Genomic DNA, 25,869 nt, shown 5'->3' on the forward strand with positions numbered 1-25,869 from the left:
GATCGCTCAACGCCGATTGGCGGCGGAGATCACGCTGATCGACGAGAGCTACAACGCCAATCCGGCCTCCATGCGCGCCGCGCTGGATCTTCTCGGCGCGACGGCACCGGGCGTGGGCGGCCGACGCATCGCCGTGCTCGGGGACATGCTGGAGCTCGGACCGCAGGGCGCGGAGCTTCACGCGGAACTCGCGGACGATCTCAAGCGCGCGAAGTCGATTTGCTGTTCACCGCGGGCCGCAGATGCAAGCGCCTTCTGATGCCGCTACCCGCGAAGCGATGCGCGGTTACTCATCCGACGGCGCGGAGCTCGAAGAAGCCCTGCTTGCAGATCGCTTGAGGGCAGGAGACGTCGTCATGGTCAAAGGCTCGAACGGGACGCGCATGGTCTGTGGTGGCGCATGAAATCACAGTCGCGAAAGACGCCAATTCTGCGCCCGAAAAGACGAGCCGCAGGGGGAAGGCGCGGATATGCTCTACGAGCTTGTCAATTTCAGCGACCAGATCAGCGCGCTCAACGTCTTTCGCTATATCACCTTCCGCGCGGCCATGGCGCGGCGACGGCGCTGTTCTTCGTGTTCTTCTTCGGCCCGCAAGTCATCATCTCTGCGCGTCAAGCAGGGCAAGGGCCAGCCGATCCGCGAGGACGGACCGCAATCGCACCTGCTGACCAAGAAGGGCACGCCTACGATGGGCGGGCTGATGATCCTCGCGGGCTCGTCGCCGCGACGCTGCTCTGGGCGAATTTGCGCAATTATTACGTCTGGATCGTGCTCTTCGTCACCTGTCCTTCGGCGCGATCGGCTTCTATGACGACTATCTGAAGGTGACGAAGCAGTCGCACGCCGGGTTCTCCGGCAAGGCGCGCCTCGCTTTGGAGTTCATCGTCGCGGGCATCGCCTGCTATTTCCTGATGAAGGTCGGCGGCGACAACATGTCGAAAATCGCCATCCCCATGGTCAAGGGATATATCGGCTCGCTCGGGACTTTCTTCATCGTCTTTGGCGGCTTCGTCATCGTCGCGGCGGGCAATTGCGTCAATCTGACGGACGGCCTCGACGGCCTCGCGATCGTGCCCTCCATGATCGCGGTCGGCGACTTCGCGATCATCGCCTATCTCGTCGGCAACGCGATCTTCTCGAACTATCTCGGCATCAACCATGTCGCCGGCGTCGGCGAGCTGACGATTATCTGCTCGGCCTTGATCGGCGCGGGCCTCGGCTTCCTGTGGTTCAACGCGCCGCCGGCGCATGATCTTCATGGGCGACACGGGCTCGCTGGCGCTCGGCGGCCTGCTCGGCACGATCGCGGTGGCGATGAAGCAGGAATTCGTGCTGCGGTCGTCGGCGGTTTCTTCGTGCTCGAAGGCGCTCTCGGTCATCATCCAGGTCGGCTATCGTTCAAGGGACCGGCAAAGCGCATCTTCCTGATGGCGCCGCTCCATCACCACTTCGAGCAAAAGGGCTGGAAGGAGCCGCAGATCGTGATCCGGTTCTGGATCATCGCCTTCGTTTTGGCGCTCATCGGCCTTTCGTCCTTGACGCTGAAGCCAAACAACGTGACTTGCTGATGACCTCCGATTACGACTTCCTTTAAGAAAATCGGTGGCGGTGTTCGGGCTCGGTGCGTCGGGTCTCGCCACCGCCAAGCGCGCTGATGCGGGATGGCGCGCTATCGTCATCGGCCTGGGACGACGCCGAGAGCGCGCGCCTCCAGGCGATCGCCAAGGATGATTCCGCTCGCGATCTTGAGCAGGCGGACTGGTCGCGCTTGTCGGCGCTGGTCCTGGCGCCGGGCGTGCCGCTGACGCATCCCGAGCCGCATTGGACCGTGAAACGCGCCAGGCGAACGGCGTCGAGATCATCGGCGACATCGAGCTTTTCGCGCGCGAGCGGGCACTCGACGCGCCGGGCGCGCCCTTCATCGCCATCACCGGCACAAACGGCAAGTCGACGACGACGGCGCTCATCGCGCATATTCTGCGTCAGGCCGGTCTCGACGTGCAGCTCGGCGGCAACATCGGCGTGCCGATCCTCGATCTCGAGCCGCCGGAGCCGAAGCCGGTTTCACGTCATCGAGATGCTCGTCCTTCCAGATCGACCTCACGCCGACTCTGAGGCCGACGATCGGCGTTCTCCTCAATCTCACGCCCGACCATATCGACCGCCACGGCACGATGGAGAATTACGCGGCGATCAAGGAGCGGCTCGTCGCGGGCGCCGAAGTCGCGCTCGTGGGCGTCGACGACGCCTATACCCACGCCATCGGGGCGCGCCTTTCCGCCGACGCGCGGGAGGGCCAGCGAGTCATGCCGGTTTCGGCCGCGCGCCCGCTGGACTGGGGTTTCTATGTCGAAAATGGCGAAATCTATTTTCGCGAAAAGGAGCATCTGCCGGAAGAGGCGGAGCTTCTCGCAGCGATCAAGAATGCGCGTGCGCTGCGCGGGGCGCATAACGCCCAGAACGCCGCTTTCGCCGCCGCCGCCGCCTGGGAATGCGGACTGGAGGACGAGGAGATCGCTGCTGGGATAGCGAGCTTCCCGGCCTTCCGCATCGCATGGAAGAGGTTGGCCGCATCGAGCGCGCGCTCTTCGTCAACGACTCGAAAGCGACCAACGCCGATGCGGCGGAAAAGGCGTTGGCGAGCTTTTCCGATATCTACTGGATCATCGGCGGCAAGGCGAAGGAAGGCGGCATCGAGCCGCTGCGTCCGTTCTTCCCGCGCGTCGCCAAAGCCTATCTCATCGGCGAGGCGACCGAGGAATTCGCCGAAACCCTTGAAGGCTACGTCCCCTTCGAGCGCTGCTGCGCGCTCACCGTCGCGACGGACCGGGCGGCGACCGACGGGGACGCGCGCGATCCTATCGTGCTGCTCTCGCCGGCTTGCGCGTCCTACGACCAGTTCGCTGACTTCGAAGCGCGCGGCGAGGCCTTTCGCGAAATCGTTCAAAGAATCGCCGCTCTCGATCCCGCAAGGAGACGCCTCATGATGTCGCGCGCGCATCGTTCGCCGATCGGCGAATGGGCGTGGACGATCGATCGCTGGCTGCTCGCGGCGATCGGCGTGTTGATCGTCGTCGGGCCTCGTTTTCTCGATGGCTGGCGGTCCGCCCGTCGCGGAGCGGCTGCATCTTCCGACCTTCCATTTCGTCAATCGCCAGGTCGCCTATCTCCTGCCGGCGCTGGCGGTGATGATCGGGACGTCGTTCCTCTCGCCGCGCCATGTGCGTCGAGTGGCGCTCGTGATCTTCGTCGTCTCGCTCGCGCTCGTCGTCGCGACGCTGTTCTTCGGGCAGGAGGTGAAGGGCGCTCGCCGCTGGATCTTCGGCATTCAGCCGTCCGAATTCGTGAAGCCCAACGTCGTCGTGGTCGCCTGGGCCTTCGCGGAGGGCGCGCAGCGCAAGGACGTTCCGGGCAATTGATCGCTCTTGCTGCTTTTCCCGCTCACCGTCGGGCCGCTCGTCCTGCAGCCGGACTTCGGCCAGACCATGCTGATCTCGATCGTCTGGGCGCGCTGTTCTTCATGGCGGGGCTGCATGTGATCTGGGTCGTCGGCCTTGGCGGCCTCGCAGTGGTCGCGGCGCGGCTCGCCTATAAGTTCGTGCCGCACGTTCATGCGCGCATCGAGGCGTTCCTCGAACCGCCGCCGCCGGTCGCGGGCGTGCCGACGAATTTCCAGTCCGAGACGGCGCTCGAGAGCTTCATCGCCGGCTCGTGGTTCGGCAAGGGCCCCGGCGAAGGCACGATCAAGCGCATCTTGCCGGACTCGCACACCGACTTCATCTTCGCGGTCATCGGCGAGGAGTTCGGCGTGATCGTCTGCATCCTGCTCGCTTCTCTTCGCCTTCATCGTCGTGCGCGCCTGTTGTCGGCGGCGCGCAACGAAGATCCGTTCTGCCGCTTCGCGACGGCGGGTCTCGCCATGCTGTTCGGCCTGCAAGGCGCGATCAACATGATGGTCAATCTGCAACTGATGCCGGCGAAGGGCATGACGCTGCCCTTCGTCTCCTATGGCGGATCGTCGCTCATCTCGCTCGCGCTCGGCATGGGCTTCCTGCTCGCCGTCACCCGCAAGCGTCCGCGCACCCGCGTCCTGACGCAGGTCGCGAAGAGCCAGCAGGCCGATCCTCAGCGCGGCCGCGTAATGAACGATCGTCCGGCGCTATGAGCGCGGTCCCCGCGCTTCTCGCCGCCGGCGGCACCGGCGGTCATCTCTTCCCGCCGAAGCGCTCGCGCATGCGCTCGGCGCGCGCGGCGTTCCGGTGGAGCTCGTCACCGAGGAGCGCGCGCTGCGATATGGCGACGCTTTTCCCGCGCGCGCCATGCATTGCGTCGCCTCCGCGACGCCGCGCGGCGGTTCCTTCATCGCCAGGGCCCAGGCGCTCGCGAGCCTCGCTTACGGAACGGCGCAGGCGGCGAAGGTCTTCCGTCATTTGCAGCCGCGCGCCGTGATCGGCTTCGGCGGCTATCCGACCGTGCCGCCGCTCCTCGCCGCCGCTCCTCAAGATCCCGACGATCATCCATGAAGCCAATGGCGATGATGGGCAAGGCCAACCGCTTTCTCTCTGCCGCGCGCCAAGATTGCAGCGGGCCTGCCCAATCTCAACGTGCCCGCGCCGTTGCAGACCAAGGTCGTCGTCACCGGCAATCCGGTCCGTCCGGCGGTGCTCGAAGCGGCGAAGCTCGCCTATCCGGGATTTGAGGATGGCGCCTTTCGCCTTCTCGTCACCGGCGGTTCGCAGGGCGCGCGCGTGATGGCGGATATCGTGCCGGAAGCGATCGCGGCTCTTCCAGAGCATCTGCGCGCGCGCATCCGTCTCGTGCAGCAGACGCGCGCCGAAGATATTCCGCGCGTCGAGGCGATCTATCAGGGCGCTGGCGTCGACGCCGAGATCGCGCCCTTCTTCGACGATCTGCCGGCGCGGATCGCGGCGGCGCATTTCGTCATCGCGCGCTCCGGCGCCTCCACCGTGTCGGAGCTTGCCGTCATCGGCCGGCCCGCGCTTTTCGTGCCGCTGCCGGGATCGCTCGACGGCGATCAGGCCGCGAACGCCGCTTTCATCGAGCAGGCCGGCGCGGCGGAGACGGTGAAGCAGAGCGATTTCTCGCCGGCCTTTCTCGCCTGCGCGGCTTGCGCAGCTTGTGGAAAGCCCCGGAGAGTTGCGCCGCGCCGCGCAAAAAGCGAAAAGCGTTGGCGTCGTCGACGCGGCCGAACGCCTCGCCGATCTGGCGCAGCAAGTGGCCGACGCGATTGCGCGAACGATGCTTGCGGATCTGATTTTGAGCGTAGCGCAAAGCCGCGCTTCCGAGGTAGACTTTCTCAAGATGAAACTGCCGCGCGCGATCTCGGCCCCATTCACTTCGTCGGCATCGGCGGCATCGGCATGTCGGGCATCGCCGAGGTGCTGGTCAATCTCGGTTATAAGGTGCAGGGCTCGGACGCCGCCGAAAACGCCAACGTCAAGCGTCTCTCGGAGAAGGGCGCGACTGTCTTCATCGGCCACGACGCCCGCGCGCTGGGCGAGGCGCCGTCGTCGTCGTCTCGACCGCGATCAAGCGCGACAATCCGAGCTCGTCGCCGCGCGCGAAAAGCGCCTGCCGGTCGTGCGCCGCGCCGAAATGCTCGCCGAGCTGATGCGCCTCAAGCAATGCGTCGCCATCGCCGGCACGCATGGCAAGACGACGACGACGTCGCTCGTCGCGACGCTGCTCGACGCCGGCGACTCGATCCGACCGTCATCAATGGCGGCATCATCAACGCCTATGGCACCAACGCCCGGCTCGGCGGCGGCGAATGGATGGTGGTCGAGGCCGACGAGAGCGACGGCACGTTCCTCAAGCTGCCGGCCGACGTCGCGATCGTCACCAATATCGATCCCGAGCATCTCGATCACTTTCACACCTTCGACGCCATCAAGGATGCGTTCCGCCACTTCATCGAAAATCTGCCCTTCTACGGCTTCGCGGTGATGTGCCTCGATCATCCGACCGTGCAGGAGCTCGTCGGCAAGATCGAGGACCGCCGCGTCATCACCTATGGCGAGAACCCGCAGGCCGACGTTCGGCTGCTCGACGTCAATCTCGAAGGCGGCGTGTCGCGTTTCAATGTGCTGCTGCGCGACCGCAAGACGGCGCAGGCGACCTATCTCGACAATCTCGTATTGCCGATGCCGGGCCATCACAACGCGCTCAACGCGACGGCGGCGATCACCGTGGCCTATCAGCTCGGCCTGTCGCCGGATCAGATCCGCAAGGCGCTGGCGGGCTTTGGCGGCGTCAAGCGCCGCTTCACGCAAGCACGGGCGAGTGGAACGGCGTCGCAGATCTTCGACGATTACGGCCACCATCCGGTCGAGATCTCGGCCGTGCTGCGCGCGCGCGCGCGCCTCCACCAAGGGCAAGGTCGTCGCCGTGATGCAGCCGCATCGCTATACGCGCCTGCAATCGCTCTTCGACGGCTTCTCGACCTGCTTCAACGACGCCGACGTCGTGATCGTCGCGGATGTTTACGCGGCGGGTGAGCAGCCCATTCCAGGCGTCGATCGCGACGCGCTGGTCAACGCTATCCGCGCGCATGGTCATCGCCGCGCCGTGGGTCTCCCCTCGCCAGAAGTGTTGCCGGCCATGGTGCGCGAGATTGTTGCGCCTGGCGATTATGTCGTGTGCCTCGGCGCCGGCAACATCACGCAATGGGCCTATGCGCTGCCGGAGCAGCTCGCGGCTGGCGGGCAGGGGTGATTATGAGTTCAGCCCCCTCCCTGTCCCTCCCCCGCTTTCGCGGGAGAGGGGACGCTCGTGATCAGCGCGCGCCGTTAGCGGCGACTTTCTGCTCCCTCTCCCGCGAAGCGGGGGAGGGTTGGGGAGGGGGCCGATGACCTTCCTCGACCTCACGCCCGGCCTCAACGAGCTGATGCCCGAGCTGCGCGGCAAGCTCTCGGCGAACGAGCCGCTTGCGCCTTACACCTGGTTTCGCGTCGGCGGACCGGCGCAGCTTCTCTTCATGCCGGCCGACGAAGCGGACCTCGCTTATTTCCTCGCGCGCCTTCCCAAGGAAATCCCGGTCACCGTCATCGGCCTCGGCTCGAACCTCATCGTGCGCGACGGCGGCGTGATGGGCGTCGTCATCCGCCTTTCAGCGAAAGGGTTCGGCGATGTGACGGTCGAAGACGGCCACCGCCTGCGCATCGGCGCCGCCGTGCCGGACGTCAAGGCCGCGCGCGCCGCCGCCGACGCGGGCATTGATGGACTTGCCTTCTATCGCGGCATCCCCGGCGGCATTGGCGGCGCGCTGCGGATGAACGCCGGGGCGCATGGCGGCGAGACCAAGGACACGCTGATCGAAGCGCGCGGCGTCGACCGCGACGGCGATATCCATGTCTTCTCCAACGCCGACATGGGTTACACCTACAGGCATTGCTCGGCGCCAGATGACGTGATCTTCACGCAAGCGCTCTATCAGGGCCGCCCCGGCGACCCGGCGGCGATCCTCGCCGAGATGGACCGCATCACCGCCGCGCGAGAAGCGTCGCAGCCGATCAAGGAAAAGACCGGCGGCTCCACCTTCAAGAATCCCGAGGGCCACAAGGCCTGGCAGTTGATCGACGCCGCCGGCTGTCGCGGCCTCGTCGTCGGCGACGCTCAGGTGAGCGAGATGCACTGCAACTTCCTCATCAATCGCGGCAAGGCGACGGCGGCGGACATCGAGAATCTGGGCGAGGAAGTGCGTCGCCGCGTCCGGGAAACGAGCGGCGTCGAGCTGCATTGGGAAATCAAACGGATCGGCGTCCCCTGAGATGAGCTCCATCGCGTCGCGCGGTTTTGCCTTGCGTCAGCCCGCGCGGCTGACGGCGTCCCTCGCCAGCCCGTTCACGACGCTGGCGCTCATTCTCATCGCGATTGGCCAGCAACTCGCCGGCCATCTCGATTGCGACGTCTCGTGGTTCATCACCTTCGCCGAGAAGTTTCTCGACGGCGCCGTTCCCTATGTCGACGTGACGGACCCCAATCCGCCCGCGTCTTTCCTCGCCATGGCGCCGGCCGCGCTCATCGCGCGCGCCTGGCATGTCGCGGCAGAGCCGGTCGTCGCCGGGCTCGTCTTCCTCTTCGGCGTGCTGTCCATCGCCCTGAGCGTCGTTATTTTCCGCTATGGCGCGCCGCGCTCTCGCGAGGATTGGGGGCTCGTCCTCAACGCGTCGGTCTTCACGCTGCTCGTCGCGCCGGCGCTGTCCTTCGCCGAGCGCGAACATATCGCGCTGCTGGCGCTCGCGCCGATGCTGGCGACACTTGCCGCGTCGGCTGAAGGCGGTCGGGTTCCCAAGCCTCTGCGCTTCCTCGCCGGTCTCGGCGCTGGAGTCGCTGTCTGCTTCAAGCCCTTCTTCGCCCTCGCCGTCGCATTGCCGGCGCTGGCGCTCGGCTTTCGCGAACGCTCGCCGCGTCTGCTCCTGACGGCGGAAATGGCGGCGGCGGTCCTGTTGTGCGCGTTCTACGGCGTCGCGACGCTGCTGTTCTTCCCGGCCTATGCGCAATATGCGCTGCCCGTGATCGCCGATGTCTATCAGCCGGCGCGCGACACGCTCGCCAATCTCGCACTGTTCACGCTCGCGCCGTTCAACGTCGCGCTGCTGGCGGCGCTCATGGTCGCGGCGGCGAAGGGTTTCGAGCATCCGCCGGTGGCGCCCGGCTTCGTGGCGCCGGCCTCGGCGCAGGTCTGCGCCTTCGCCTCCATCGGCTTTCTCGTCAGCTTCTTCCTTCAGGGAAAAGGCTGGAGCAATCACGCTTATCCGGGCATCGTTCTGGCGCTTCTCGCCTGGTGTTTCTTCGCGCTGGACGGCCATCCGCGCGCCCGCGCGGCGCGCGAGGGCCATCTCTTCAAATATGTCTTCCTGCCCGCCCTTCTCGCCGCGCCGTTCCTCTTCGGCGCCTTCAAGGTGCTGGCGGATGTGGAGGAGCATCCGGGCCTGCGCGCCGAGATCGCGCGCGTGGCGCCCGCGCATCCGCGCCTCATCGTGATGGCGCGCCAGCTCGACTACGGGCATCCGGTGACGCGCCAACTCGAGGGAAGCTGGGTTGGCCGCCCCAATGCGCTCTGGACGGCGAGTCTCGCCGCCTATCTGCTGCGCGACGCGAAGGACCCGGCCTGGCGCGCGCGGCTCGAAGACTATCGCCGCCGCGACCTCGCAGGCTTCGTCGAGGACGTTCGCGCCGGAAAGCCGGACGTCATTGTCGTCGAGGACAAGGACACGCGCGAATGGGTCTTGAAGCAGCCCGAAAGCGCGGGAGCGCTCGACGGCTACGAGAAGGCTGGCGCGGCTCGGGAAATCGAGATCTGGACGCGCAGGTCGCCCTGACGCGTTGCGCGGTCGCCGGGGCGGACGTAGCCTCTGCGCCCAGAGATTCGCGTGAACCGCCCAGCGACGCAAGCGCGTTCAACCCACTCAGCGGGGCGCAGGCCCCACCGCAATCAAGAGACCGAAATGACCAAACACGTCGCCGTGCTGATGGGCGGGCTTTCCGCCGAACGCGAAATCTCGCTGCGCTCCGGAACGGCCTGCGCCAAGGCGCTGGGAGAGCAGGGCTATCGCGTCACGCCGGTCGATGTGGGCCATGACGTCGCGAGCGTGCTGGCGTCGCTCAAGCCGGACGTCGCCTTCAACGCGCTGCACGGCAAATTCGGCGAGGACGGCTGCGTGCAGGGCGTGCTGGAGATGCTACGCATCCCCTATACGCATTCCGGCGTGCTGGCCTCGTCGGTCGCCATGAAGAAGGACGTCGCCAAGGTCGTGATGGCGGCGGCGGGCGTGCCGGTTCCCAAGGGCCGCGTCGTGCACCGGCTCGAGGCCGCGAAGGCCCATGTGCTGCCGATCCCCTATGTGCTGAAACCGGTCTCCGAGGGCTCCTCCTTCGGCGTCTTCATCGTCAAGGACGCCGGCGCTCCGCCGCCGAACGAGCTCGCGGCCGAGGACTGGTCGCATGGAGATCTGATGCTGGCCGAGCAGTTCGTCGACGGGCGTGAGCTGACCTGTGCGGTGATGGGCGACCGGGCGCTCGACGTCATCGAAATCCTCGCCGCGGACGGCGGTTGGTACGACTATCACGCAAAATACGCGAAAGGCGGCTCGAAGCACGTTCTTCCTGCGAATCTTAAACAGAATATTTACCAAGAGGTTCAACATTTAGCTATCGAGGCTCACAAAGCTCTCGGCTGCCGCGGCGTCAGTCGCGCCGATTTCCGATTCGACGACCGGCCCGGCGGAACGGGCGAGCTCGTCGTTCTGGAAGTGAACACGCAGCCGGGAATGACGGAGACCTCGCTCGTGCCAGAAATGGCGGCTTATGCAGGTTTTTCGTTCGGCGAGCTTGTCAAATGGATGGTGGAAGACGCTTCTTGCGATCGCTGAGGGAGTCGGTTCCGACTTCCCTTCCGCTTGTTCATTATCCTGTCGCTCAGCCCCGAACCGCCGTCGCCGGCGCGCCCTTTTCCGGCGCCGCTCCCGTTAACCCTAATCCTTCCCGACCGGCGCCGCGTCGCCGCTCGGAGGAGACCGCTGCGCGCGCGCGCTTCGGCTTCCTCGGCAAGCCGGGGGTCGGGTTCGTCGCGATCGTCCTGCTCTTTGGCGGCGTCGGCTTCGCCGGCCTCGTCCAGAATGGCGGCTACGACCAGATTGTCGCACATGAAGGCCAGCCCTGGGACATCGTCGCCCGCGCGGTCGGCTTCGACATCGCCGCGGTGACGATCACGGGGCAGTCGCGCCTCTCCGAGAAGGAGCTGCTCGACGCCTGCGGGGTGAGCTCGAAAAATTCGCTGCCGTTTCTCGACGTGAACGCCGTGCGGGACCGCCTCATGACCGTCCCGCTCGTCAAGTCCGCGCGCGTCATGAAGCTCTATCCCAACCGCCTCGTCGTCGCGATCGAGGAGCGTCAGCCCCATGCGCTCTGGCAGCGTGAGGGCCGCGTGTCGGTCATCGCCGAGGACGGCGTCGCGATCGACGAACTTCGTGACGAACGCTACCTCGGCCTGCCCTTCGTCGTGGGCGAGGGGGCGCAGACGCGTCTGCCGGAATTCCTTCAGCTCCTGAAGGCATTGGAAGACCTCGCCCAGCGGGTGAAGGCGGGCGTGCTGGTCGCCGGCCGTCGCTGGGACATCGAGATGACGAACGGCGTCATCGTGAAGCTGCCGGAAGAAGATCCCGGCCCCGCGGTCGATACGCTCAAGCGCCTCCAGCGCGAGGCGCGCATTCTCGACAAGGACGTCATGTCCCTCGATTTGCGCGCCGGCGATCGCGCCATCGTTCGCCTGACCGAGGAAGCCGCAGCTGCGCGCGAAGCGACGCTTCCGCACAAGACCAAGAAAACGGGTGGTTAGCGTTATGAAGTCACAGCTTGTTCCGCCGCGTTTGAAGCCCCTCTCGCCGCGCCGCTCCGCGACGCTCGCGGTTCTCGACATCGGCACGTCGAAGATCGCCTGCCTCATTGCGCGCCTCACCCCCATGGGCGAGACCGCCCCCGGCGACTGGCGCACGCATCGCATCCGCGTGCTCGGGATCGGCCATCAGCGCTCGCTGGGCGTGAAGCACGGGCTCGTCATCGACATGGACGAGGCCGAGCGCGCCATTCGCCACACGGTCGACGCCGCCGAGCGCATGGCGGGCGTCCAGGTCGATCACGTCATCGTCACAGCCTCGGGCGGTCGTTTCGCCTCCGAGCATTTCGCCGCGAAGCGCGCGATCGGCGGCCGCGAGGTCGCCGAGGCCGACATCCATCGCGTGCTCGAAGCCTCGGCCGCGCATCATCTGCATCGCGGTCGCGTCGCCGTACATTCGCTGCCGACGGGTTTCTCGCTCGACGGCGTCCACGGCATTCGCGAGCCCAAGGACATGATCGGCGACGAACTCGGCGTCGATCTTCACGTCGCGACCTGCGATCAGGCGGCCGCGCGCAATCTCATTCTCGCCGCCGAGCGCGGCCATCTCGGCGTGGAAGGCATGGCCGCCGCGCCTTACGCCGCCGGTCTCTCGGTGCTCGAGCCCGACGAAGCGGAGATGGGCGTCATCGTCATCGACATGGGCGCCGGCTCGACCTCGCTCGCGGTTTTCGCGCGGGGCGAGATGGCGCATCTCGACGCGGTGACGCTGGGCGGCAACCACGTCACCATGGACATCGCCCGCGGCCTCGACGCCCGCCTCGCCGACGCCGAGCGCCTCAAGACGTTCCACGGCTCGGCGATCTCGTCCTCCTCCGACGAGCGCGAGACGGTTTCCTTCGACCATGTGGGAGAGCGCGGCCATCACAAGGCGCACGCGCCGAAGTCCCACCTCGTGCGCATCATCCGCCCGCGCATCGAGGAGACTTTCGAATTCCTGCGCGACCGCATGGCGCGCGCCGGTTATCGCGGCGAGCCCGAGCCGCCGCATTGTTCTCACGGGCGGCGCCAGCCAGCTCACCGGCGCCGCGGAATGCGCGCGCCGCATTCTCGGCGGTCAGGTGCGCGTCGGTCGCCCGATCGGCGTGGAGGGCCTTCCCGATCCCGCGCGCAGCCCCGCTTTCGCGGCGGCGGCGGGATTGCTCGTCTATCCGCAGGTCGCGGGGCGCGAATATTTCGAACCCCATCGCGGCGAGCGTCTGGCGACGGGAACCGACGGCTACATGACGCGAGTGGGTAGATGGTTAAAGGAAAGCTTCTAGAATCGGGAGCAAGTGATTCTCTCAACTGAGGCGATCCGGCCGCCGAGGGCGGGCCTCAACAGGAAATACCGAGGACGACGCGTTCGGCGACGGGGCGTCCAAGGATTGGGACAACCGACGCCGATGAGCAGTGTAAATTTCGAGAGGCCTGGCAAATGACGATCAATCTCAAAGCTCCCGAACTGCGCGAATTGAAGCCGCGCATCATGGTGTGCGGCGTCGGCGGCGGCGGCTGCAACGCGGTCAACAACATGATCGCGTCGGGCCTCTCCGGCGTCGACTTCCTGGTCGCCAATACCGACGCCCAGGCCCTGGCCTCGTCTCCGGCCGAGCGCGTCATTCAGATGGGCCTGCAGGTGACCGAGGGTCTCGGCGCCGGCGCCCAGCCGGAAGTCGGCCGCGCCGCGGCTGAAGAAGCGCGCGAGGAGATTCGCGAGCATCTGCAAGGCGCGCATATGTGCTTCGTCACCGCCGGCATGGGCGGCGGCACTGGCACCGGCGCAGCGCCGGTCATCGCGCAGATTGCGCGCGAGATGGGCATTCTCACTGTCGGCGTCGTCACCAAGCCGTTCTTCTTCGAGGGCCAGCGCCGGCTGCGCATCGCCGACACCGGCATCGGCGAGCTTCAGAAGTGCGTCGACACGCTGATCGTCATCCCGAACCAGAACCTCTTCCGCATCGCGACGGAGAAGACGACCTTCGCCGACGCCTTCGCCATGGCGGACCAGGTGCTCTATTCGGGCGTCGCTTCCGTGACCGACCTGATGGTCAAGGAAGGCCTCATCAATCTCGACTTCGCCGACGTGCGCTCGATCATGCGCGGCATGGGCAAGGCGATGATGGGCACGGGCGAAGCCACCGGCGAGCGCCGCGCCAATCTCTCGGCGGAAGCCGCGATCGCCAACCCGCTGCTCGACGAAGTGTCGATGAAGGGCGCGCGCGGCCTGCTGATCTCGATCACCGGCGGCCACGATCTCACGCTTTACGAAGTCGACGAGGCGCGAGCCGCATCCGTCAGGAAGTCGACGAGGACGCCAACATCATCCTCGGGGCCACCTTCGATTCGTCTCTCGAAGGCGTGATCCGCGTGTCCGTCGTCGCGACCGGCATCGACCTCGCCTCGATCACCGCCGACGATCCGACGAGCCAGGCCCGCATGGCCGAAGCCGCTGAGCGCATGCGCGCCCAGATGCAGGCCCAGGCCAAGCCGCAGCCGGCCCCCGCGCCGGCCGCCGAGGTCCCGACTGCGCAGATCTACGCGATGCCCGAGCGCGCCCCGGCGCCGGTCTATCAGCCGGAGATTCGCGAAGCCGCTCCGGCCCCGGCCTATTACGCCGAGCCGGCTCCGGTCGCGCCCGCCCAGATGACGACCAACGGCGTCTATCTGGAGCAGGTCGCCGCGCCGCGCCCGACTTACGCCGAGCCGATGCCGGAGCCCGCGCCGCGTATGGTCGCCGAGCCCGCCCATGCGCCTTACGTGCCGCCGGCGCCGGAAATGCCGCGCGCCCCGCGCATGCCGTCGATCGAGGATTTCCCGAAGCCGGTGCAGGATCAGATCCGTCAGCAGCGCGCCGACGCGGCTCACGATCCGCGCCGCAAGTCGATCTTCGAGCGTCTCGCTTCCTTCGGCGCCAGCCGTCAGGAAGACGCCATGCAGGGCGGCGCCGCTCCGGCCCCGATGCCCCCGCGCGCGCCCCAGCCGTCGCCGGCGCATGTGGAATATGGCAAGCGCCCCGTCGCGGCTCCCGCCCCGCAGCCGGCGCCGTCCCATGCGGCCCTCGACCCGCACGGCCGCCGCGCCCCGCAGCCGCGCCCGGTGGAGGAGGATCACCTGGAGATTCCGGCCTTCCTGCGCCGGCAGTCGAACCACTAAGGTTCGAATGACCCGAACGACAAAGGCCCGCCTCGCGTGGGCCTTTGTTTTTTTGGGGCTTTGGGGTCTTGTAACAAACTGTAAAAAACCGTTACTGGAGCCTGACCGGGCCGATGGGATAGGATAGGGCTCGTAAGTCGCTCAAAGTTCGGCTTGTTCAAGCCCTCGCCGGGAGGATCGTCTTATTCGCCCGAAGTCCCGCGCCCAGGAGTTTCTCCGAGAGGCCCATCGAGCCGCGTCTGCACGACTTGGAACCGCCGCGCAAACCACGCTTGCCCGAGCCGCGACGCTCTCCGGCCTCGGGGTTCATAGCGGCAAGCCTGCGCGGCTGACCCTGGCGCCGGCGACAGCGGATTCCGGCGTCGTCTTCAACGTCGCGGGCGCCGACATCGTCGCGGATTGGCGCGGCGTGGACGCGACGCAATTGCGCACGCGGCTTTCCGCGGAGGGCGCCAGCGTCTCTACGGTGGAGCATCTTCTGGCCGCGCTCGCCGGCCTTGGCGTGGACAATGCGCTCGTCGAGGTCGAGGGGGGCGAAATCCCCGCCATGGACGGCTCGGCGGAAGCCTTCGTATCGGCGATCGACGAGGCGGGAATCGTGTCGCTCGCCGCGCCGCGCGCCTATCTGCGTGTGGTCTCGCCGGTGCGGGTCTCCGACGGCGCCTGTTGGGCGGAGCTGATCCCGGCCGCGTCCGGCCTGCGGCTCGACGTCGAAATCGCCTTCGATGGCCGAATCGGCCGTCAGCGGCGCGCGCTGGAGCTCACGCCGGAAAGCTTCCGTTTCGAACTTGCTCGGGCGCGCACCTTCGGCTTTCTGCGCGACGCCGAGCGCCTTTGGCGAGACGGGCTCGCGCTCGGCGCTTCGCTCGACAATACGGTTGTGCTCGACGGCGAATCCGTCCTCAATCCGCAGGGCCTGCGCTTCGCCGACGAATTCGTCCGCCACAAAATGCTGGACGTCGTCGGGGATCTGGCGCTCGCGGGCGCGCCGATCATCGGCGCCTTCCGGTCCTATCGCGGCGGGCATGCGCTCAATCTGGCGCTGATTCAGGCGGCCATGCGCGAAGGCGCTTTCGTCCTTACGGGCGCGCAAGCCCCGGCCGAGGCGCAGGCGCTGCGAACCTCGCCATAATCTCGCCAGAAGGAAGTCTTTCTTTATCGTCGTTGTCCGTCGCCGCGCGCCGTCAGCGCCGCGATGACGCAGGTCGGCCGTGATGCGGTCTGCCTTGCGAGTGGCGGGGATAGGCGGATTAGGCTAATAGGCTCGCGAGCACGGCTTGACCGGGGCTCTTTGCCGCAAGGGGCGCTTCATATGTCGGTTTTCGCTGTTTCCTTCCGCTCGTCCGCCGCGATTGTCGCGGCCGCGGCTCTGGCCCTCTCGGTCGCGCCGGCCCGCGCGGACATCATGGATTCGCTTACCAGCGGCTTCGGCCTCTTCGGCGGCGGCGAGAAATACAAGACCGAAATCACCCCCGACGTTCCGCCGGAGACGCTCTATAATCAGGGCCTCGCACGGCTCCACACCAAGGATTACGAAGGCGCTTCGAAACGCTTCGGCGAGGTGGACAAGAATTACCCGCGTTCCGAATGGGCGCGGAAGGCGCTGCTCATGACGGTTTTCTCGAATTACGAGAAGCCGAATTATGAGGAGGCCGTCACCTCGGCCCAGCGCTACATCGGACTTTATCCGAACTCGCCCGACACGCCTTACGTCTACTATCTGGCTGGCATGTCCTACTACAATCAAGTGCCGGACGTGATGCGCGACCAGTCCGCGGCCGAGAAGGCGCTGGGCATTTTCGGAGAGCTTGTTCAGAAATATCCCAACTCCGAATACGTCCCCGACGCGAAATACAAGATTGGCGTCGCCCGCGACCAGCTCGCCGCCAAGGAAATGCAGGTCGGCCGCTTCTATCTGACGCGCAAGAATTATCCTGCGGCGATCAACCGCTTCCACGACGTGCTCGGCAAATATCAGACGACCCGCCACACGGAAGAGGCGCTCTACCGTCTCACCGAAGCCTATATGGCGATGGGCGTCACCAACGAGGCGCAGACGGCGGCGGCGATCCTCGGCCACAACTACCCCGACTCGCAGTGGTACAAGGACGCCCACTCGCTGCTGCAGACGGGCGGGCTGGAGCCCCACGAATATACCGACTCGTGGATTTCCAAGGTCGGCAAGACCCTCCACGCGATCTGACGACGTCAGGCGCCGGTCTGCGCCTGAATGAAGCGTCCCGCATGTTCCAGCGCGCGCCTTCCGTCGGCGAGGCGCGCGTTCCACATCATCCAGGCATGGATCATGTGCGGCCAGACTTCGAGCGTGACGGGGATGTCCGCCGCGCCGGCCGCCGCGGCGAAGCGGGTCGAATCCGCCAATAGCGTCTCATCCGAGCCGACCTGAATCAGCATGGGCGGCAGGCCCTTCAAGTCCGCGTAGAGCGGAGAGACGCGCGGGTCCTTGCGGTCAACCCCCGTCGGGACGTAGGCGCTCGCCAGCTCCTCCAGATATGCCTTGTGGATCAGCGGATCGACCGCGTCCTTCGAGGCCAGCGTTTCGCCAGACATTGTGAGATCGGTCCAGGGCGAGCACAGCCACAGGCAGTCGGGCAGGGGTTCGCCCAAGTCGCGCAGCCGCAAGGCGAGCGCGATCGAAAGCCCGCCGCCGGCGCTGTCCCCGCCAACTGCGATTCGCTCGGCCGCGATTCCCTGCGCGCGCAGAAAGCGCCAGGCCGCGAGCGCGTCGTCATAGGCTGCGGGGAAGGGGAATTCCGGCGCCAGGCGAAAGGCGACGGCGAGCGTGCGGGCGCTCGCGGCGCGACCGGCTTCCGTGACCATCCGCCGATGGCTGACGATGGAGCCCGAGCAATAGCCGCCGCCGTGGAAGAAGAGCAGGACGCGGGACGGATCTGCGCCCGGCGCGAGCGACCATTCGGCGGCAAGTCCGTCGATCTCGGCGGGCGCCAGAAGGATGTCCGCCGCAACAGGCCAGACGGCGCCGACCTCCTCGATTCGCGCCCGCCGCTCGGCCCAGCCCACCGGGCGCGGCTTTGAACCCAGAAGCGCGCGAATCTCATTGATTTCGTCATCCGCCATGCCAACCTCCGCGTGAGCGGCGAATCGCCGCTCGTCCACAGGATAACGGCGCAGCCGCTCAGCCGTTGCATGCGGCCGACGCGCCGGAGCGGTAAAGTCACGCGTATGCTGGTTCGTCTGTCCATTCGCGACATCGTGCTCATCGACGCGCTCGATCTCGATTTCGGGCAGGGGCTCACGACGCTCACCGGCGAGACGGGCGCCGGCAAATCCATCCTGCTCGATTCATTCGTGCTGGCGCTCGGCGGGCGCGGCGACGCCTCGCTCGTGCGCGCGGGCTGCGAGCAGGGGCAGGTGACGGCGGTTTTCGACCTCGCGCCCGATCACCCGGCCCATCTCGCCGCGCGCGAATTCGGCCTCTCCAGCGAAGACGAGATGGTGCTTCGCCGCGTGCAGGCGTCCGACGGGCGCACGCGCGCCTTCGTCAACGACCAGCCCGCCACGGCGCAGGCGCTACGCGCCATTGGCCGCGAGCTTGTCGAAATCCATTGCCAGCACGACGACCGCGCGCTGGTCGATCCTTCCGCCCATCGCGCTCTGGTGGACGCTCATGGCGGGCTCCTCCCGCAGGCAAATGAGGTGCGCACAAAATACGCTGCGTGGCAGGCCGCGCGCCGCGCTTTGGCCGATGAGGAGGCGCGCATCGCCAAGGCGCGCGCGGATGCCGATTATCTGCGGCACGCGCATGAGGAATTGACCAAACTCGCGCCGGAAGCGGGCGAGGAGGAGACCCTCGCGGAGCGCCGCCTCTTCATGCAGCGCGCCGAAAAGGTTGCGACAGACATACGCGACGCGCTGGCTATTTTTGCGGACGACCGCGCGCCCGGCGTCGAAATCGGCCATGCGGCGCGACGTTTCGAGCGGCGCCTGACGCAGGCGCCGCAAATCATGGAGCCGCCGGCCAAGGCGCTGGCGCAAGCGGTGGATGCGCTCTCGCTCGCCGAGCAGGCGCTGGAGCAGGCGCTGGCCGAGACGCGCTTCGACCCAGCCGAACTGGAGCGGGTCGAGGAACGGCTCTTCGCGCTGCGCGGCGCCGCCCGCAAATATCAGGTGGCGGTGCCTGAGCTGCCCAAGCTCGCGGAGAAATTCGCGGACGACATCGCCGCGCTCGACGCCTCGGAGGCGCGGCTCGTGAAGCTCGGGCAGGAACTGGACGCCGCCAAGGCCGCCTATGACGCCGCCGCCCGCGCGCTGTCGGAAGCGCGCAAGAAGGCGGCGAAGAAGCTCGACGCGCTGGTGGACGGCGAGTTGAAGCCCCTTAAGCTCGAAGGCGCGCATTTCTCGACGCAGGTGACGAGCGATCCCGAAAATGGCGGCGCCGACGGGATCGACCGCGTCGAATTCTGGGTGCAGACCAATCCCGGCTCGCGCCCCGGCCCGCTGACCAAGGTCGCTTCGGGCGGCGAACTCGCGCGTTTCATGCTGGCCCTGAAGGTGGTGCTCGCGGATCGCGGCTCGGCGCCGACGCTGGTCTTCGACGAGATCGACACGGGCGTCGGCGGCGCCGTGGCGGACGCCATCGGCCAGCGCCTCGCGCGTTTGGCAAAGCGCGCTCAGGTGCTCGCCGTGACCCACGCCCCACAGGTCGCCGCCCGCGCGACGCGTCATCTGCGAATCAGCAAGGGCGCGTCCGCCAGGGGCAAGGACAAGCGCGTCGCAACGAGCGTCGCCGTGCTGGCGGAGGCAGAGCGCCGCGAGGAGATCGCGCGGATGCTGTCGGGCGCCGCGATCACGGATGAGGCGCGCGCGGCGGCGATGCGGCTGTTGGAGGGGGCGGGGTAAAAGCGGAGATTTGGCGTGACCTATCCCTCTCCGTAAACGGGAGGGTGGCCCCGCGAGGCGGGGTCGGGTGGGGCAGCCGTCCACAGAAAAGGGGGTACGGAGAGAACCCCACCCGGCGGCCAATGGCCGCCGACCTCCCCGTAAAGGGGAGGTATGGGGCGCGGATTTAAGGCGTCACGCCGTCTTCTCCTTGAACTTGCACAGCTCATACAAAATGCACCGCCCGCATTCCGGCTTCCTCGCCTTGCACACATAGCGCCCGTGCAGGATCAGCCAGTGATGGGCGTGCAGGAGGTATTTCTCCGGCACCACGGCTTCGAGCCCCTTTTCCACCGCGTCCGGCGTCGCGCCCTTGGCGAGGGGCAGGCGGTTGGAGACGCGGAAGATGTGCGTGTCGACCGCGATGGTCGGCTGGTGGAAGGCGATGTTGAGGACGACATTCGCCGTCTTGCGGCCGACGCCGGGCAGGGCGGTCAGCGCGTCGCGGTCCTGGGGCACCGTCCCGCCATGGCGCTCGATCATCAATTGCGAGAGCGCGACGACGTTCTTCGCCTTGGTGCGGAAGAGGCCGATGGTCTTGATCGCCTCGCGCACGCGGTCCTCACCCAGCGCGACCATTTTTTCCGGCGTGTCGGCGATGGCGAAGAGAGCCGGCGTCGCCTTGTTGACGCCAGCGTCCGTCGCCTGCGCGGACAGCACGACGGCGACCAGCAGCGTAAAAGGGTTCGTGTAGAAAAGCTCGCCCTTGGGCTCGGGATTGGCCTCGGAAAGACGCGCGAAGATCGCCTCGATGCGCGCCGCCTCCGCGGCCGGCAGGCGCTTCCTCGAGACGGGCTTGGCTAGCTTTGTGCTGTTCCCTGAGGCCATTTGGGCGTTATATCTTTCGGATCGCAGGGACGAAAGCGCTGTTCAGCCCATGGCGGAAAACTTGCCGGATACTTCGCCGGAACCGTTTGACGAACCGATCTATACGACGCGCCTCTCGCCGCATCGCTCCATGTCGCCGCGCGCCTTTTATCTCTTCATCGGCGGCTTCTGCGTCGCGCAGGGCATCTTCGCGATTCCCTTCTTCATCATGGGCGCCTGGCCGATCGCGGGCTTCATGGGCCTCGATGCGCTGGCGCTCTATATCGCCTTTCTCGTCAATTTCCGCGACGCGCGCGCCTATGAGACGCTGAACGTCACGCCCATTGAACTGGTCTTCGCCAAGGTCGGCGCCGGCGGGCGGCGGCGCGAATGGCGGTTCAATCCATCCTGGGTTCGGCTGGAGCAGAAGGTGCATGAGGAATTCGGCGTGATGAGCGTCGCGCTCGTCTTTCGCGGCGAGGCGATCGAGGTCGGCTCCTTCCTCGGGCCGGATCAGAAGGCCGAGCTTGTCAAAGAGTTGGCGCGCGCGCTCGCCATTGCCCGCATGGGACCGCGCTTTTCCTGACTACATCTTTCTTTGCGAAAGCACGTCGTCCGCCTCGCGCAGCAGCCGCGATTCATTGGCCTTGTAGTAGCGCCAAAGCAGAAACGCGACGCCGAGGCCGCACAGCGCGCCGATCGTGCCGATTGGGCCTTCGACCTTCTGAAAGGTCGCGGTGAGCCAATAGGCGCCCAGCCCGAACACAAGCGCCCACACGATCCCGCCTGCTGCGTTGAAAAAGAAAAAGCGTCCCGCCGGCAGGCGATTGGCGCCGGCGAGCAGCGCCGCGAGAATGCGCAGCAGCGCGATGAAGCGGCCGAAGAAGACGATGGCGCCGCCCCATTTGTAGAAAAGATATTGCCCGAGCCGCAGCTTCTCCGGCCCGAGACCGACGCGCCAGCCATGCCGCTCGAGGGCGCGGTAGCCGAATTCGCGGCCGATCCAATAACCGATATTGTCGCCGACGATCGCGCCTGCGGCCGCGGCGAAGATGATCGTCTCGATGGAGAGGGCGCCAGAGAGCCTCGCATAGATCGAGGCGCCGACCAGCATCGACTCGCCTGGCAGCGGTAGTCCCGAACTTTCCAGAGCCACGACGATAAAGATGGCCCAATAGCCATAGGCGGCAAGCAGGGACGCGATCTGCGCCTGATCGAAGAAATGGACCATCCGTTCCGACCTCGCTTTATCGGAACATAAGTGCGGACAAGAAAAAAGCGACACCGCGTCGCGATGTCGCTTCCTCTGCGTAAAGCAATGGGAGCTTATTGGTAGTGAAGGCCCGCGCAGCTCAGTTCAGCCGGGAAGCGACCAAGCACGATCTCGTCGTCCACGAAAACCGTGTTGTCTTCCAGCGCGGGCTCGAGCACCGCGCGCAAGCCCTTCAGCAGGGGCTGGTCGTCGCCCGTAATCCTCTCGCGCAACGCATCGCGGACATTGTCGTCCGCGCGCCGTGCGAAGTCGCGGACAACGACCGCTACGAACCTGCCGACACTCATGCCCTTTTCTTGAGCGGCCACACGGACGCGCTCGGCGAAGCGGCCCCCGATGCACATAAGCGCAGCCTGGGCGACCATCTCATTGGAGCAGGAATGGATCAGATCCGTAACCAGCATGGTGTCCTCCGCTTTTCGTTTTTGTCTCAGCCCGTTTTTCCTCTTTGTCTGTTGCGCCGCCTCCATCCTTCGGGCGGGCGCCTTTGTAACCACGAAACGGCGACAGCGCCGCCGCTCGGGGTTGCACGACGGGTCTTGCGACCCCGGACGCGTCGAACGCGCTGCGATCCGTCGAAAGACCGACACATCGCGGCAACTGACGCACACTTGCCGTTCTACAATGCGACCATGACGAGGTTGCGACGAACGGCTCAAATTTTTACGTGAACGATGCGTCGCGCGCCCATGCAACGCCCCCGTATCCTCCCAACGCGCCAAAGCGGCTAGAGTTTCAGGGGCAAGGGAAAATTTCTTCGCTGCGTCTGCACAGTCAAGACGCAGCAATGCAAGTTTTGCGGCGCAGCGGAACGGGGAGTTTGGGCGCCTACCAGACGCCCACATTCTGGGCCGAGGCCCAGGGCTCCGCCGGCTCGAGCGGCTTGCCGTTCTGCAGCAGCTCGATGGAGATGGCGTCGGGCGTGCGCACGAAGGCCATGTGTCCGTCGCGCGGCGGCCGGTTGATCGTCACGCCCGCTTTTTGCAGGCGTTCACAGACCTCGTAGATATTGTCCACGCCGAAGGCGAGATGGCCGAAATTGCGGCCGCCCGCATATTCATGCTCGTCCCAATTATAGGTCAGCTCGATCGTCGGCGCGCCATTGCGCTGCGCCGCATCCACATCCGCGGGCGCCGCAAGATAAACCAGGGTGTAGCGGCCCTTTTCATTCTCTGTGCGGCGCACTTCCGCGAGCCCGAGAATGTCGCAGAAAAAATGCAGCGAACGGTCGAGGTCCCCTACGCGGATCATTGTATGCAGATATTTCACGTCAAATGCTCCCCTTCGAGCGCTTTCGCCCGGAACCCGAATGTAGCGTATTCGCGGCGGAGTTGGAGGGACCAACGCGTCCACAGAGACCGCTAGCGGCCCTCCGCCCCGCTCCCGGCATTGCCGCCCGACCCGCCTCTTGCTAGCAACGCCCGTCATCCGTTCCGGACACAGGCCACATGACCGAGACGCGCGCGCTGGACGCCGAGGGCGCCAGCCGTAAAATCACCGCCGCCAAGGCCTCCATTGCCGCCAGCGCCTTCCTGGCCGCCGCCAAGCTCGTCGCGGGGCTCTGGTCCGGGTCGCTGGCGCTTCTCTCGGAGGCAGGCCACGCCTTTGTCGACACGGGCGCGACGGCGCTGACCTATTATGCGGTGCGCGAGGCGGAGAAGCCGGCGGACGCCGAGCATCATTACGGTCATGGAAAATATGAGGCGCTCGCCGCGCTTGTCGAGACCGGCCTGCTCTTCGGCCTCGCCATCGTCGTCGTGGGCGAGGCCTTCCGGCGGCTGGGCGAACCGCATGTGGAGATCGACGCCGGCTGGCTGGCCTATGGCGTGCTCGGCGTTTCGATTGTGATCGATTTCGTTCGCGCGCGGCAACTGGGCGAAATCGCGCGAGAGGAACGCAGCGACGCGCTCGCCGCGGACGCGATGCATTTCGCGAGCGACCTCGTCTCCTCCGTGCTGGCGCTGATCGGCGTCGCGGCGGCGCATTACGGCTTTCCGCAGGGCGACGCGCTCGCCTCCTTCGGCGTCGCGGCCTTCATCGCCATCGCCGGCTACAGGCTGGGGCGCCGAACCATTGACACGCTGCTCGACGCCGCGCCGGGCGATCTGACGCCGCAGATCGAGCACGCGATCCGCGACGTGCCGGGCGTCATCACGCTCGACGAATTGCGGCTGCGCAGCGCCGGCGCCGAGGTCATCGGCGACGCGACGATCGGAGTCGCCCGCACGCTGCGCGTCGAGCAGGCGGCGCGCATCAAGGCGGCTGTGTCCGAAGCGATCCTATCCGTCGCGCCCCATGCGCGCATCACGATAACGGCCGATGCGCGCGCGCTGGACGACGAGACGGTGGTGGAGCGCATCATGCTCGTCGGCGCGCGGCGCCACGTCACCGCGCACCACATCATCGCGCAGCAGATCGGCGAGCGGCTTTCCATCGGACTCGATATCGAACTCGACGGCGCGATGCCGATCGGCCGCGCCCACGCCATCGCGACGGATTTCGAGGGCGCGATCCGCGACGAGTTCGGCGCCGACGTCGAGATCGAAACGCATATCGAGCCGCTCTCGCCGCATGTGCTCATCGGCCGCGACGTCGACAGTGCGCTGACTCATGAGATTGCGGCGGCGCTGGACCGTTACAGCGGGCAGGTCGGCTACATCGCCAACATCCACGATCTGCGGGTGCGCGAAACGTCGGGCGGGCTCGTGGTCAATTATCACTGTGCAGTCGATCCGAGCGTGCCCGTCGAGACGGTCCATGAGGCGGTGGACGCTCTGGAGCGCCGCGTGCGCGAAGAGTATCCGGAAATCTTGCGAATCGTCGGCCACGCCGAGCCCGAGGATCACTAAAAAGCGCTCGAATTGCGCGGCGATAGCCAACAGCCGGAGGCTGGGATACAAATAAACGATGACACAGACAGAACAGAGCATTGGCGACGTCTCGACCATGCCTTTCGAAAAGGCCATGGCGGAGCTCGAGCGCATCGTCGGCGATCTGGAGAAGGGCTCCGTCTCGCTCGACGATTCGGTTCGTCTCTACGCGCGCGGCAAGGCGTTGCAGGAGCGCTGCGAGAGGTTGCTTGCGGAGGCCGAAGCGCGCGTTGAAAAGATCACCGTGGGAGAAAACGGCGCGCCCAAGGGGGTCGCGCCACTCGAGACCTGAATGAGATTTTGCGGCGGATTTTCCAGAGATTTTATTCGAGGGAGGAGTAGATGCCGAAGAAGCTCGTCATTTTCTGCGACGGCACATGGAACGAGCCGACGGAGCGCGGCACCAATGTCCTGCGGATGCTTCAGGCGACCGCCAATGAGGACAATGAGGGCAACCCCCAGGTCCTTCATTACATTGCCGGCGTCGGCACGCGCAAAGGAGAGAAGTTCATCGGCGGCGTCTTTGGCCGCGGCGTCTCCGAGAACATCATCGACGCCTATTCCTTTATCGTCAGCAACTACGAAGAAGACGACGAGATTTATCTCTTCGGCTTCAGCCGCGGCGCCTACACGGCGCGCAGCCTTGCGGGCTTCATTCACAATTTCGGCATTCTGAAGCCCTACCGCCTGCCGCTCGTCAACGAGATGTACGACCTCTACAAGGCGTCTGACTGGACGCCCGGCAGCCCGAGCGCCGCACAATACAGGGAGGCGAACTGCCATCCCTATCCGGCGAAGATCCGCTTTCTCGGGGTGTGGGATACGGTCGGCGCGCTCGGCGCGCCGTATGGGGAGTTTCTCGGCTATTTCGTCGACAAGGTTTTCAAATGCAGCTTCCATGACGTGAAGCTGAGCAACAGCGTTCAGAGCGCCTATCACGCCGTCGCGGCGGATGAGCGCCGTTGGCCCTTCCGTCTTACGCCGATCGAACTGTCCGAGGCGCATCTCGACAGGAACGCGAAAAATCTCGCTGATAAGGGCTTCCCGCTTTATTTGCAGAAATGGTTCCCGGGCGTGCATTCGGACGTCGGCGGGGGCTACAGCCAATATGGCTTGTCGGATGGCGCGCTGGCGTGGATGGCCGAACGCGCCAGAGAAAACGGGCTCAAGGTGCTGCCGCTCGAAACGATCGAGTTCGCGCCGGACCGGCCCTTCCGCACGAACATCGCCGAGCCGATCCACAACAGTCAGAAGCTATATTATCAGGTTCTCACGCTCATCACCGTGAAGATCCTCTCGCTCGTCTATCCGTGGAAGGACAGGCCGCTGCGGAAGAACGTGACCTGGAAGGGCGAATATATCCGGCCCATCCCGCCCGGCGCCGATGTGGCCGCGGTCAAGGAAAAGCAGGCGGCCGATCCCAAATACAAGCCGGAAAACGTCTGAT

At 66.1% G+C, this 25,869-nt stretch carries 20 protein-coding genes and 6 pseudogenes; 21 read left to right on the forward strand and 5 right to left on the reverse strand.

Translation table 11 applies throughout. The features are described 5' to 3' along the window. Positions 1 to 16 precede the first annotated feature (16 nt). The 16 genes and pseudogenes from ACPFMJ_RS20490 (at position 17) to ACPFMJ_RS20565 (ending at position 16,755) form a co-directional block, all read left to right on the forward strand. Positions 17 to 259, forward strand: a complete 243-nt coding sequence (locus ACPFMJ_RS20490) for a glutamate ligase domain-containing protein (protein ID WP_424361725.1) — start codon at positions 17 to 19, stop codon at positions 257 to 259. Positions 260 to 470: 211 nt separating this feature from the next. Further along, positions 471 to 1,569, forward strand: a pseudogene (gene mraY, locus ACPFMJ_RS20495) (phospho-N-acetylmuramoyl-pentapeptide-transferase). A 34-nt stretch (positions 1,570 to 1,603) separates the two neighbouring features. After that, positions 1,604 to 2,975, forward strand: a pseudogene (gene murD, locus ACPFMJ_RS20500) (UDP-N-acetylmuramoyl-L-alanine--D-glutamate ligase); the annotation flags it as partial. A gap of 118 nt (positions 2,976 to 3,093) precedes the next feature. Continuing rightward, on the forward strand, positions 3,094 to 3,420 hold the full coding sequence (locus tag ACPFMJ_RS20505; protein ID WP_424363924.1) for an FtsW/RodA/SpoVE family cell cycle protein: 327 nt from the start codon (positions 3,094 to 3,096) through the stop codon (positions 3,418 to 3,420). Positions 3,421 to 3,521: 101 nt separating this feature from the next. Beyond that, positions 3,522 to 4,166 (forward strand): FtsW/RodA/SpoVE family cell cycle protein, encoded by a 645-nt coding sequence (locus ACPFMJ_RS20510; RefSeq protein WP_424363925.1) that lies wholly within the window; start codon positions 3,522 to 3,524, stop codon positions 4,164 to 4,166. A gap of 94 nt (positions 4,167 to 4,260) precedes the next feature. Beyond that, on the forward strand, positions 4,261 to 4,524 hold the full coding sequence (locus ACPFMJ_RS20515) for a hypothetical protein (protein ID WP_424361726.1): 264 nt from the start codon (positions 4,261 to 4,263) through the stop codon (positions 4,522 to 4,524). 228 nt (positions 4,525 to 4,752) lie between these two features. Further along, positions 4,753 to 5,061, forward strand: a pseudogene (locus ACPFMJ_RS20520) (glycosyltransferase); the annotation flags it as partial. A gap of 262 nt (positions 5,062 to 5,323) precedes the next feature. After that, positions 5,324 to 6,736: pseudogene (gene murC / locus ACPFMJ_RS20525) on the forward strand (UDP-N-acetylmuramate--L-alanine ligase). A gap of 133 nt (positions 6,737 to 6,869) precedes the next feature. After that, positions 6,870 to 7,790 (forward strand): UDP-N-acetylmuramate dehydrogenase, encoded by a 921-nt coding sequence (gene murB, locus ACPFMJ_RS20530; protein ID WP_424361727.1) that lies wholly within the window; start codon positions 6,870 to 6,872, stop codon positions 7,788 to 7,790. 1 nt (position 7,791) lies between these two features. Then, positions 7,792 to 9,345, forward strand: a complete 1,554-nt coding sequence (locus ACPFMJ_RS20535; protein WP_424361728.1) for a hypothetical protein — start codon at positions 7,792 to 7,794, stop codon at positions 9,343 to 9,345. 126 nt (positions 9,346 to 9,471) lie between these two features. After that, positions 9,472 to 10,395, forward strand: a complete 924-nt coding sequence (locus ACPFMJ_RS20540) for a D-alanine--D-alanine ligase (protein WP_424361729.1) — start codon at positions 9,472 to 9,474, stop codon at positions 10,393 to 10,395. After that, positions 10,383 to 11,360, forward strand: a complete 978-nt coding sequence (locus ACPFMJ_RS20545) for a cell division protein FtsQ/DivIB (protein ID WP_424361730.1) — start codon at positions 10,383 to 10,385, stop codon at positions 11,358 to 11,360. Before ACPFMJ_RS20540 ends, ACPFMJ_RS20545 begins: the two co-directional genes overlap by 13 nt. A gap of 4 nt (positions 11,361 to 11,364) precedes the next feature. Continuing rightward, positions 11,365 to 12,679: pseudogene (gene ftsA / locus ACPFMJ_RS20550) on the forward strand (cell division protein FtsA). Positions 12,680 to 12,834: 155 nt separating this feature from the next. After that, positions 12,835 to 14,552 (forward strand): annotated as a pseudogene (gene ftsZ / locus ACPFMJ_RS20555) (cell division protein FtsZ). Between the two features lie 184 nt (positions 14,553 to 14,736). Continuing rightward, entirely contained in the window at positions 14,737 to 15,684 is a 948-nt protein-coding gene (lpxC, locus tag ACPFMJ_RS20560) for a UDP-3-O-acyl-N-acetylglucosamine deacetylase (protein WP_424363926.1), read from the forward strand. Positions 15,685 to 15,864: 180 nt separating this feature from the next. Beyond that, positions 15,865 to 16,755, forward strand: a complete 891-nt coding sequence (locus ACPFMJ_RS20565) for an outer membrane protein assembly factor BamD (protein WP_424361731.1) — start codon at positions 15,865 to 15,867, stop codon at positions 16,753 to 16,755. A gap of 5 nt (positions 16,756 to 16,760) precedes the next feature. On the opposite strand, the gene ACPFMJ_RS20570 is transcribed toward ACPFMJ_RS20565, so the two are convergent. Further along, complete coding sequence (locus ACPFMJ_RS20570) at positions 16,761 to 17,651, reverse strand: alpha/beta hydrolase (RefSeq protein ID WP_424361732.1); 891 nt, start codon at positions 17,649 to 17,651, stop codon at positions 16,761 to 16,763. A gap of 105 nt (positions 17,652 to 17,756) precedes the next feature. On the opposite strand from ACPFMJ_RS20570, the gene recN reads away from it, so the two are divergent. Then, positions 17,757 to 19,433 (forward strand): DNA repair protein RecN, encoded by a 1,677-nt coding sequence (gene recN / locus ACPFMJ_RS20575; protein ID WP_424361733.1) that lies wholly within the window; start codon positions 17,757 to 17,759, stop codon positions 19,431 to 19,433. Positions 19,434 to 19,607: 174 nt separating this feature from the next. On the opposite strand, the gene nth is transcribed toward recN, so the two are convergent. After that, the gene (gene nth / locus ACPFMJ_RS20580) at positions 19,608 to 20,300 is read right to left on the reverse strand and encodes an endonuclease III (protein ID WP_424361734.1); all 693 of its coding nucleotides are present in this window, start codon (positions 20,298 to 20,300) and stop codon (positions 19,608 to 19,610) included. 61 nt (positions 20,301 to 20,361) lie between these two features. Between nth and ACPFMJ_RS20585 the strand changes: the two genes are divergently transcribed. Then, positions 20,362 to 20,865: a DUF2244 domain-containing protein gene (locus tag ACPFMJ_RS20585; protein WP_424361735.1), complete on the forward strand. Its 504-nt coding sequence runs from the start codon at positions 20,362 to 20,364 to the stop codon at positions 20,863 to 20,865. Here the strand turns inward: ACPFMJ_RS20585 and ACPFMJ_RS20590 are convergent, their stop codons facing one another. The 3 genes from ACPFMJ_RS20590 to ACPFMJ_RS20600 all read right to left on the reverse strand — a co-directional run bounded on the left by ACPFMJ_RS20590 (position 20,866) and on the right by ACPFMJ_RS20600 (position 22,821). After that, a complete protein-coding gene (locus tag ACPFMJ_RS20590; RefSeq protein ID WP_424361736.1) occupies positions 20,866 to 21,510 on the reverse strand; it encodes a DedA family protein in 645 nt (214 codons plus the stop codon). 95 nt (positions 21,511 to 21,605) lie between these two features. After that, positions 21,606 to 21,956 (reverse strand): hypothetical protein, encoded by a 351-nt coding sequence (locus ACPFMJ_RS20595; protein ID WP_424361737.1) that lies wholly within the window; start codon positions 21,954 to 21,956, stop codon positions 21,606 to 21,608. Between the two features lie 424 nt (positions 21,957 to 22,380). Then, a complete protein-coding gene (locus ACPFMJ_RS20600) occupies positions 22,381 to 22,821 on the reverse strand; it encodes a VOC family protein (protein ID WP_424361738.1) in 441 nt (146 codons plus the stop codon). Positions 22,822 to 23,000: 179 nt separating this feature from the next. Here ACPFMJ_RS20600 and ACPFMJ_RS20605 point away from each other — a divergent pair, with 179 nt between their 5' ends. From ACPFMJ_RS20605 to ACPFMJ_RS20615, 3 genes are read left to right on the forward strand one after another with little or no spacing between them, the layout of a single operon-like run. Beyond that, the gene (locus ACPFMJ_RS20605) at positions 23,001 to 24,401 is read left to right on the forward strand and encodes a cation diffusion facilitator family transporter (protein ID WP_424361739.1); all 1,401 of its coding nucleotides are present in this window, start codon (positions 23,001 to 23,003) and stop codon (positions 24,399 to 24,401) included. Positions 24,402 to 24,459: 58 nt separating this feature from the next. Beyond that, positions 24,460 to 24,714 carry an exodeoxyribonuclease VII small subunit gene (locus tag ACPFMJ_RS20610; RefSeq protein ID WP_424361740.1) on the forward strand — a complete coding sequence of 85 codons (255 nt, stop codon included), beginning with the start codon at positions 24,460 to 24,462 and terminating at the stop codon, positions 24,712 to 24,714. A gap of 50 nt (positions 24,715 to 24,764) precedes the next feature. Beyond that, on the forward strand, positions 24,765 to 25,868 hold the full coding sequence (locus ACPFMJ_RS20615) for a DUF2235 domain-containing protein (RefSeq protein WP_424361741.1): 1,104 nt from the start codon (positions 24,765 to 24,767) through the stop codon (positions 25,866 to 25,868). Position 25,869: the final 1 nt, after the last annotated feature.

It is taken from the genome of Methylocystis parvus, from assembly GCF_049675845.1.
In the GTDB taxonomy this organism is placed as follows: Bacteria; Pseudomonadota; Alphaproteobacteria; order Rhizobiales; family Beijerinckiaceae; genus Methylocystis; species Methylocystis parvus_A.

What these genes read in the sequence shown, in the direction of transcription:
- ACPFMJ_RS20505 (WP_424363924.1), top strand. Translation starts at nt 3,094, where the DNA reads ATGGCTGGCGGTCCGCCCGTCGCGGAGCGGCTGCATCTTCCGACCTTC.
- ACPFMJ_RS20510 (WP_424363925.1), top strand. Translation starts at nt 3,522, where the DNA reads ATGGCGGGGCTGCATGTGATCTGGGTCGTCGGCCTTGGCGGCCTCGCA.
- murB (WP_424361727.1), top strand. Translation starts at nt 6,870, where the DNA reads ATGACCTTCCTCGACCTCACGCCCGGCCTCAACGAGCTGATGCCCGAG.
- ACPFMJ_RS20535 (WP_424361728.1), top strand. Translation starts at nt 7,792, where the DNA reads ATGAGCTCCATCGCGTCGCGCGGTTTTGCCTTGCGTCAGCCCGCGCGG.
- ACPFMJ_RS20540 (WP_424361729.1), top strand. Translation starts at nt 9,472, where the DNA reads ATGACCAAACACGTCGCCGTGCTGATGGGCGGGCTTTCCGCCGAACGC.
- ACPFMJ_RS20565 (WP_424361731.1), top strand. Translation starts at nt 15,865, where the DNA reads ATGTCGGTTTTCGCTGTTTCCTTCCGCTCGTCCGCCGCGATTGTCGCG.
- ACPFMJ_RS20570 (WP_424361732.1), bottom strand. Translation starts at nt 17,651, where the DNA reads ATGGCGGATGACGAAATCAATGAGATTCGCGCGCTTCTGGGTTCAAAG.
- recN (WP_424361733.1), top strand. Translation starts at nt 17,757, where the DNA reads ATGCTGGTTCGTCTGTCCATTCGCGACATCGTGCTCATCGACGCGCTC.
- nth (WP_424361734.1), bottom strand. Translation starts at nt 20,300, where the DNA reads ATGGCCTCAGGGAACAGCACAAAGCTAGCCAAGCCCGTCTCGAGGAAG.
- ACPFMJ_RS20590 (WP_424361736.1), bottom strand. Translation starts at nt 21,510, where the DNA reads ATGGTCCATTTCTTCGATCAGGCGCAGATCGCGTCCCTGCTTGCCGCC.
- ACPFMJ_RS20595 (WP_424361737.1), bottom strand. Translation starts at nt 21,956, where the DNA reads ATGCTGGTTACGGATCTGATCCATTCCTGCTCCAATGAGATGGTCGCC.
- ACPFMJ_RS20605 (WP_424361739.1), top strand. Translation starts at nt 23,001, where the DNA reads ATGACCGAGACGCGCGCGCTGGACGCCGAGGGCGCCAGCCGTAAAATC.
- ACPFMJ_RS20610 (WP_424361740.1), top strand. Translation starts at nt 24,460, where the DNA reads ATGACACAGACAGAACAGAGCATTGGCGACGTCTCGACCATGCCTTTC.
- ACPFMJ_RS20615 (WP_424361741.1), top strand. Translation starts at nt 24,765, where the DNA reads ATGCCGAAGAAGCTCGTCATTTTCTGCGACGGCACATGGAACGAGCCG.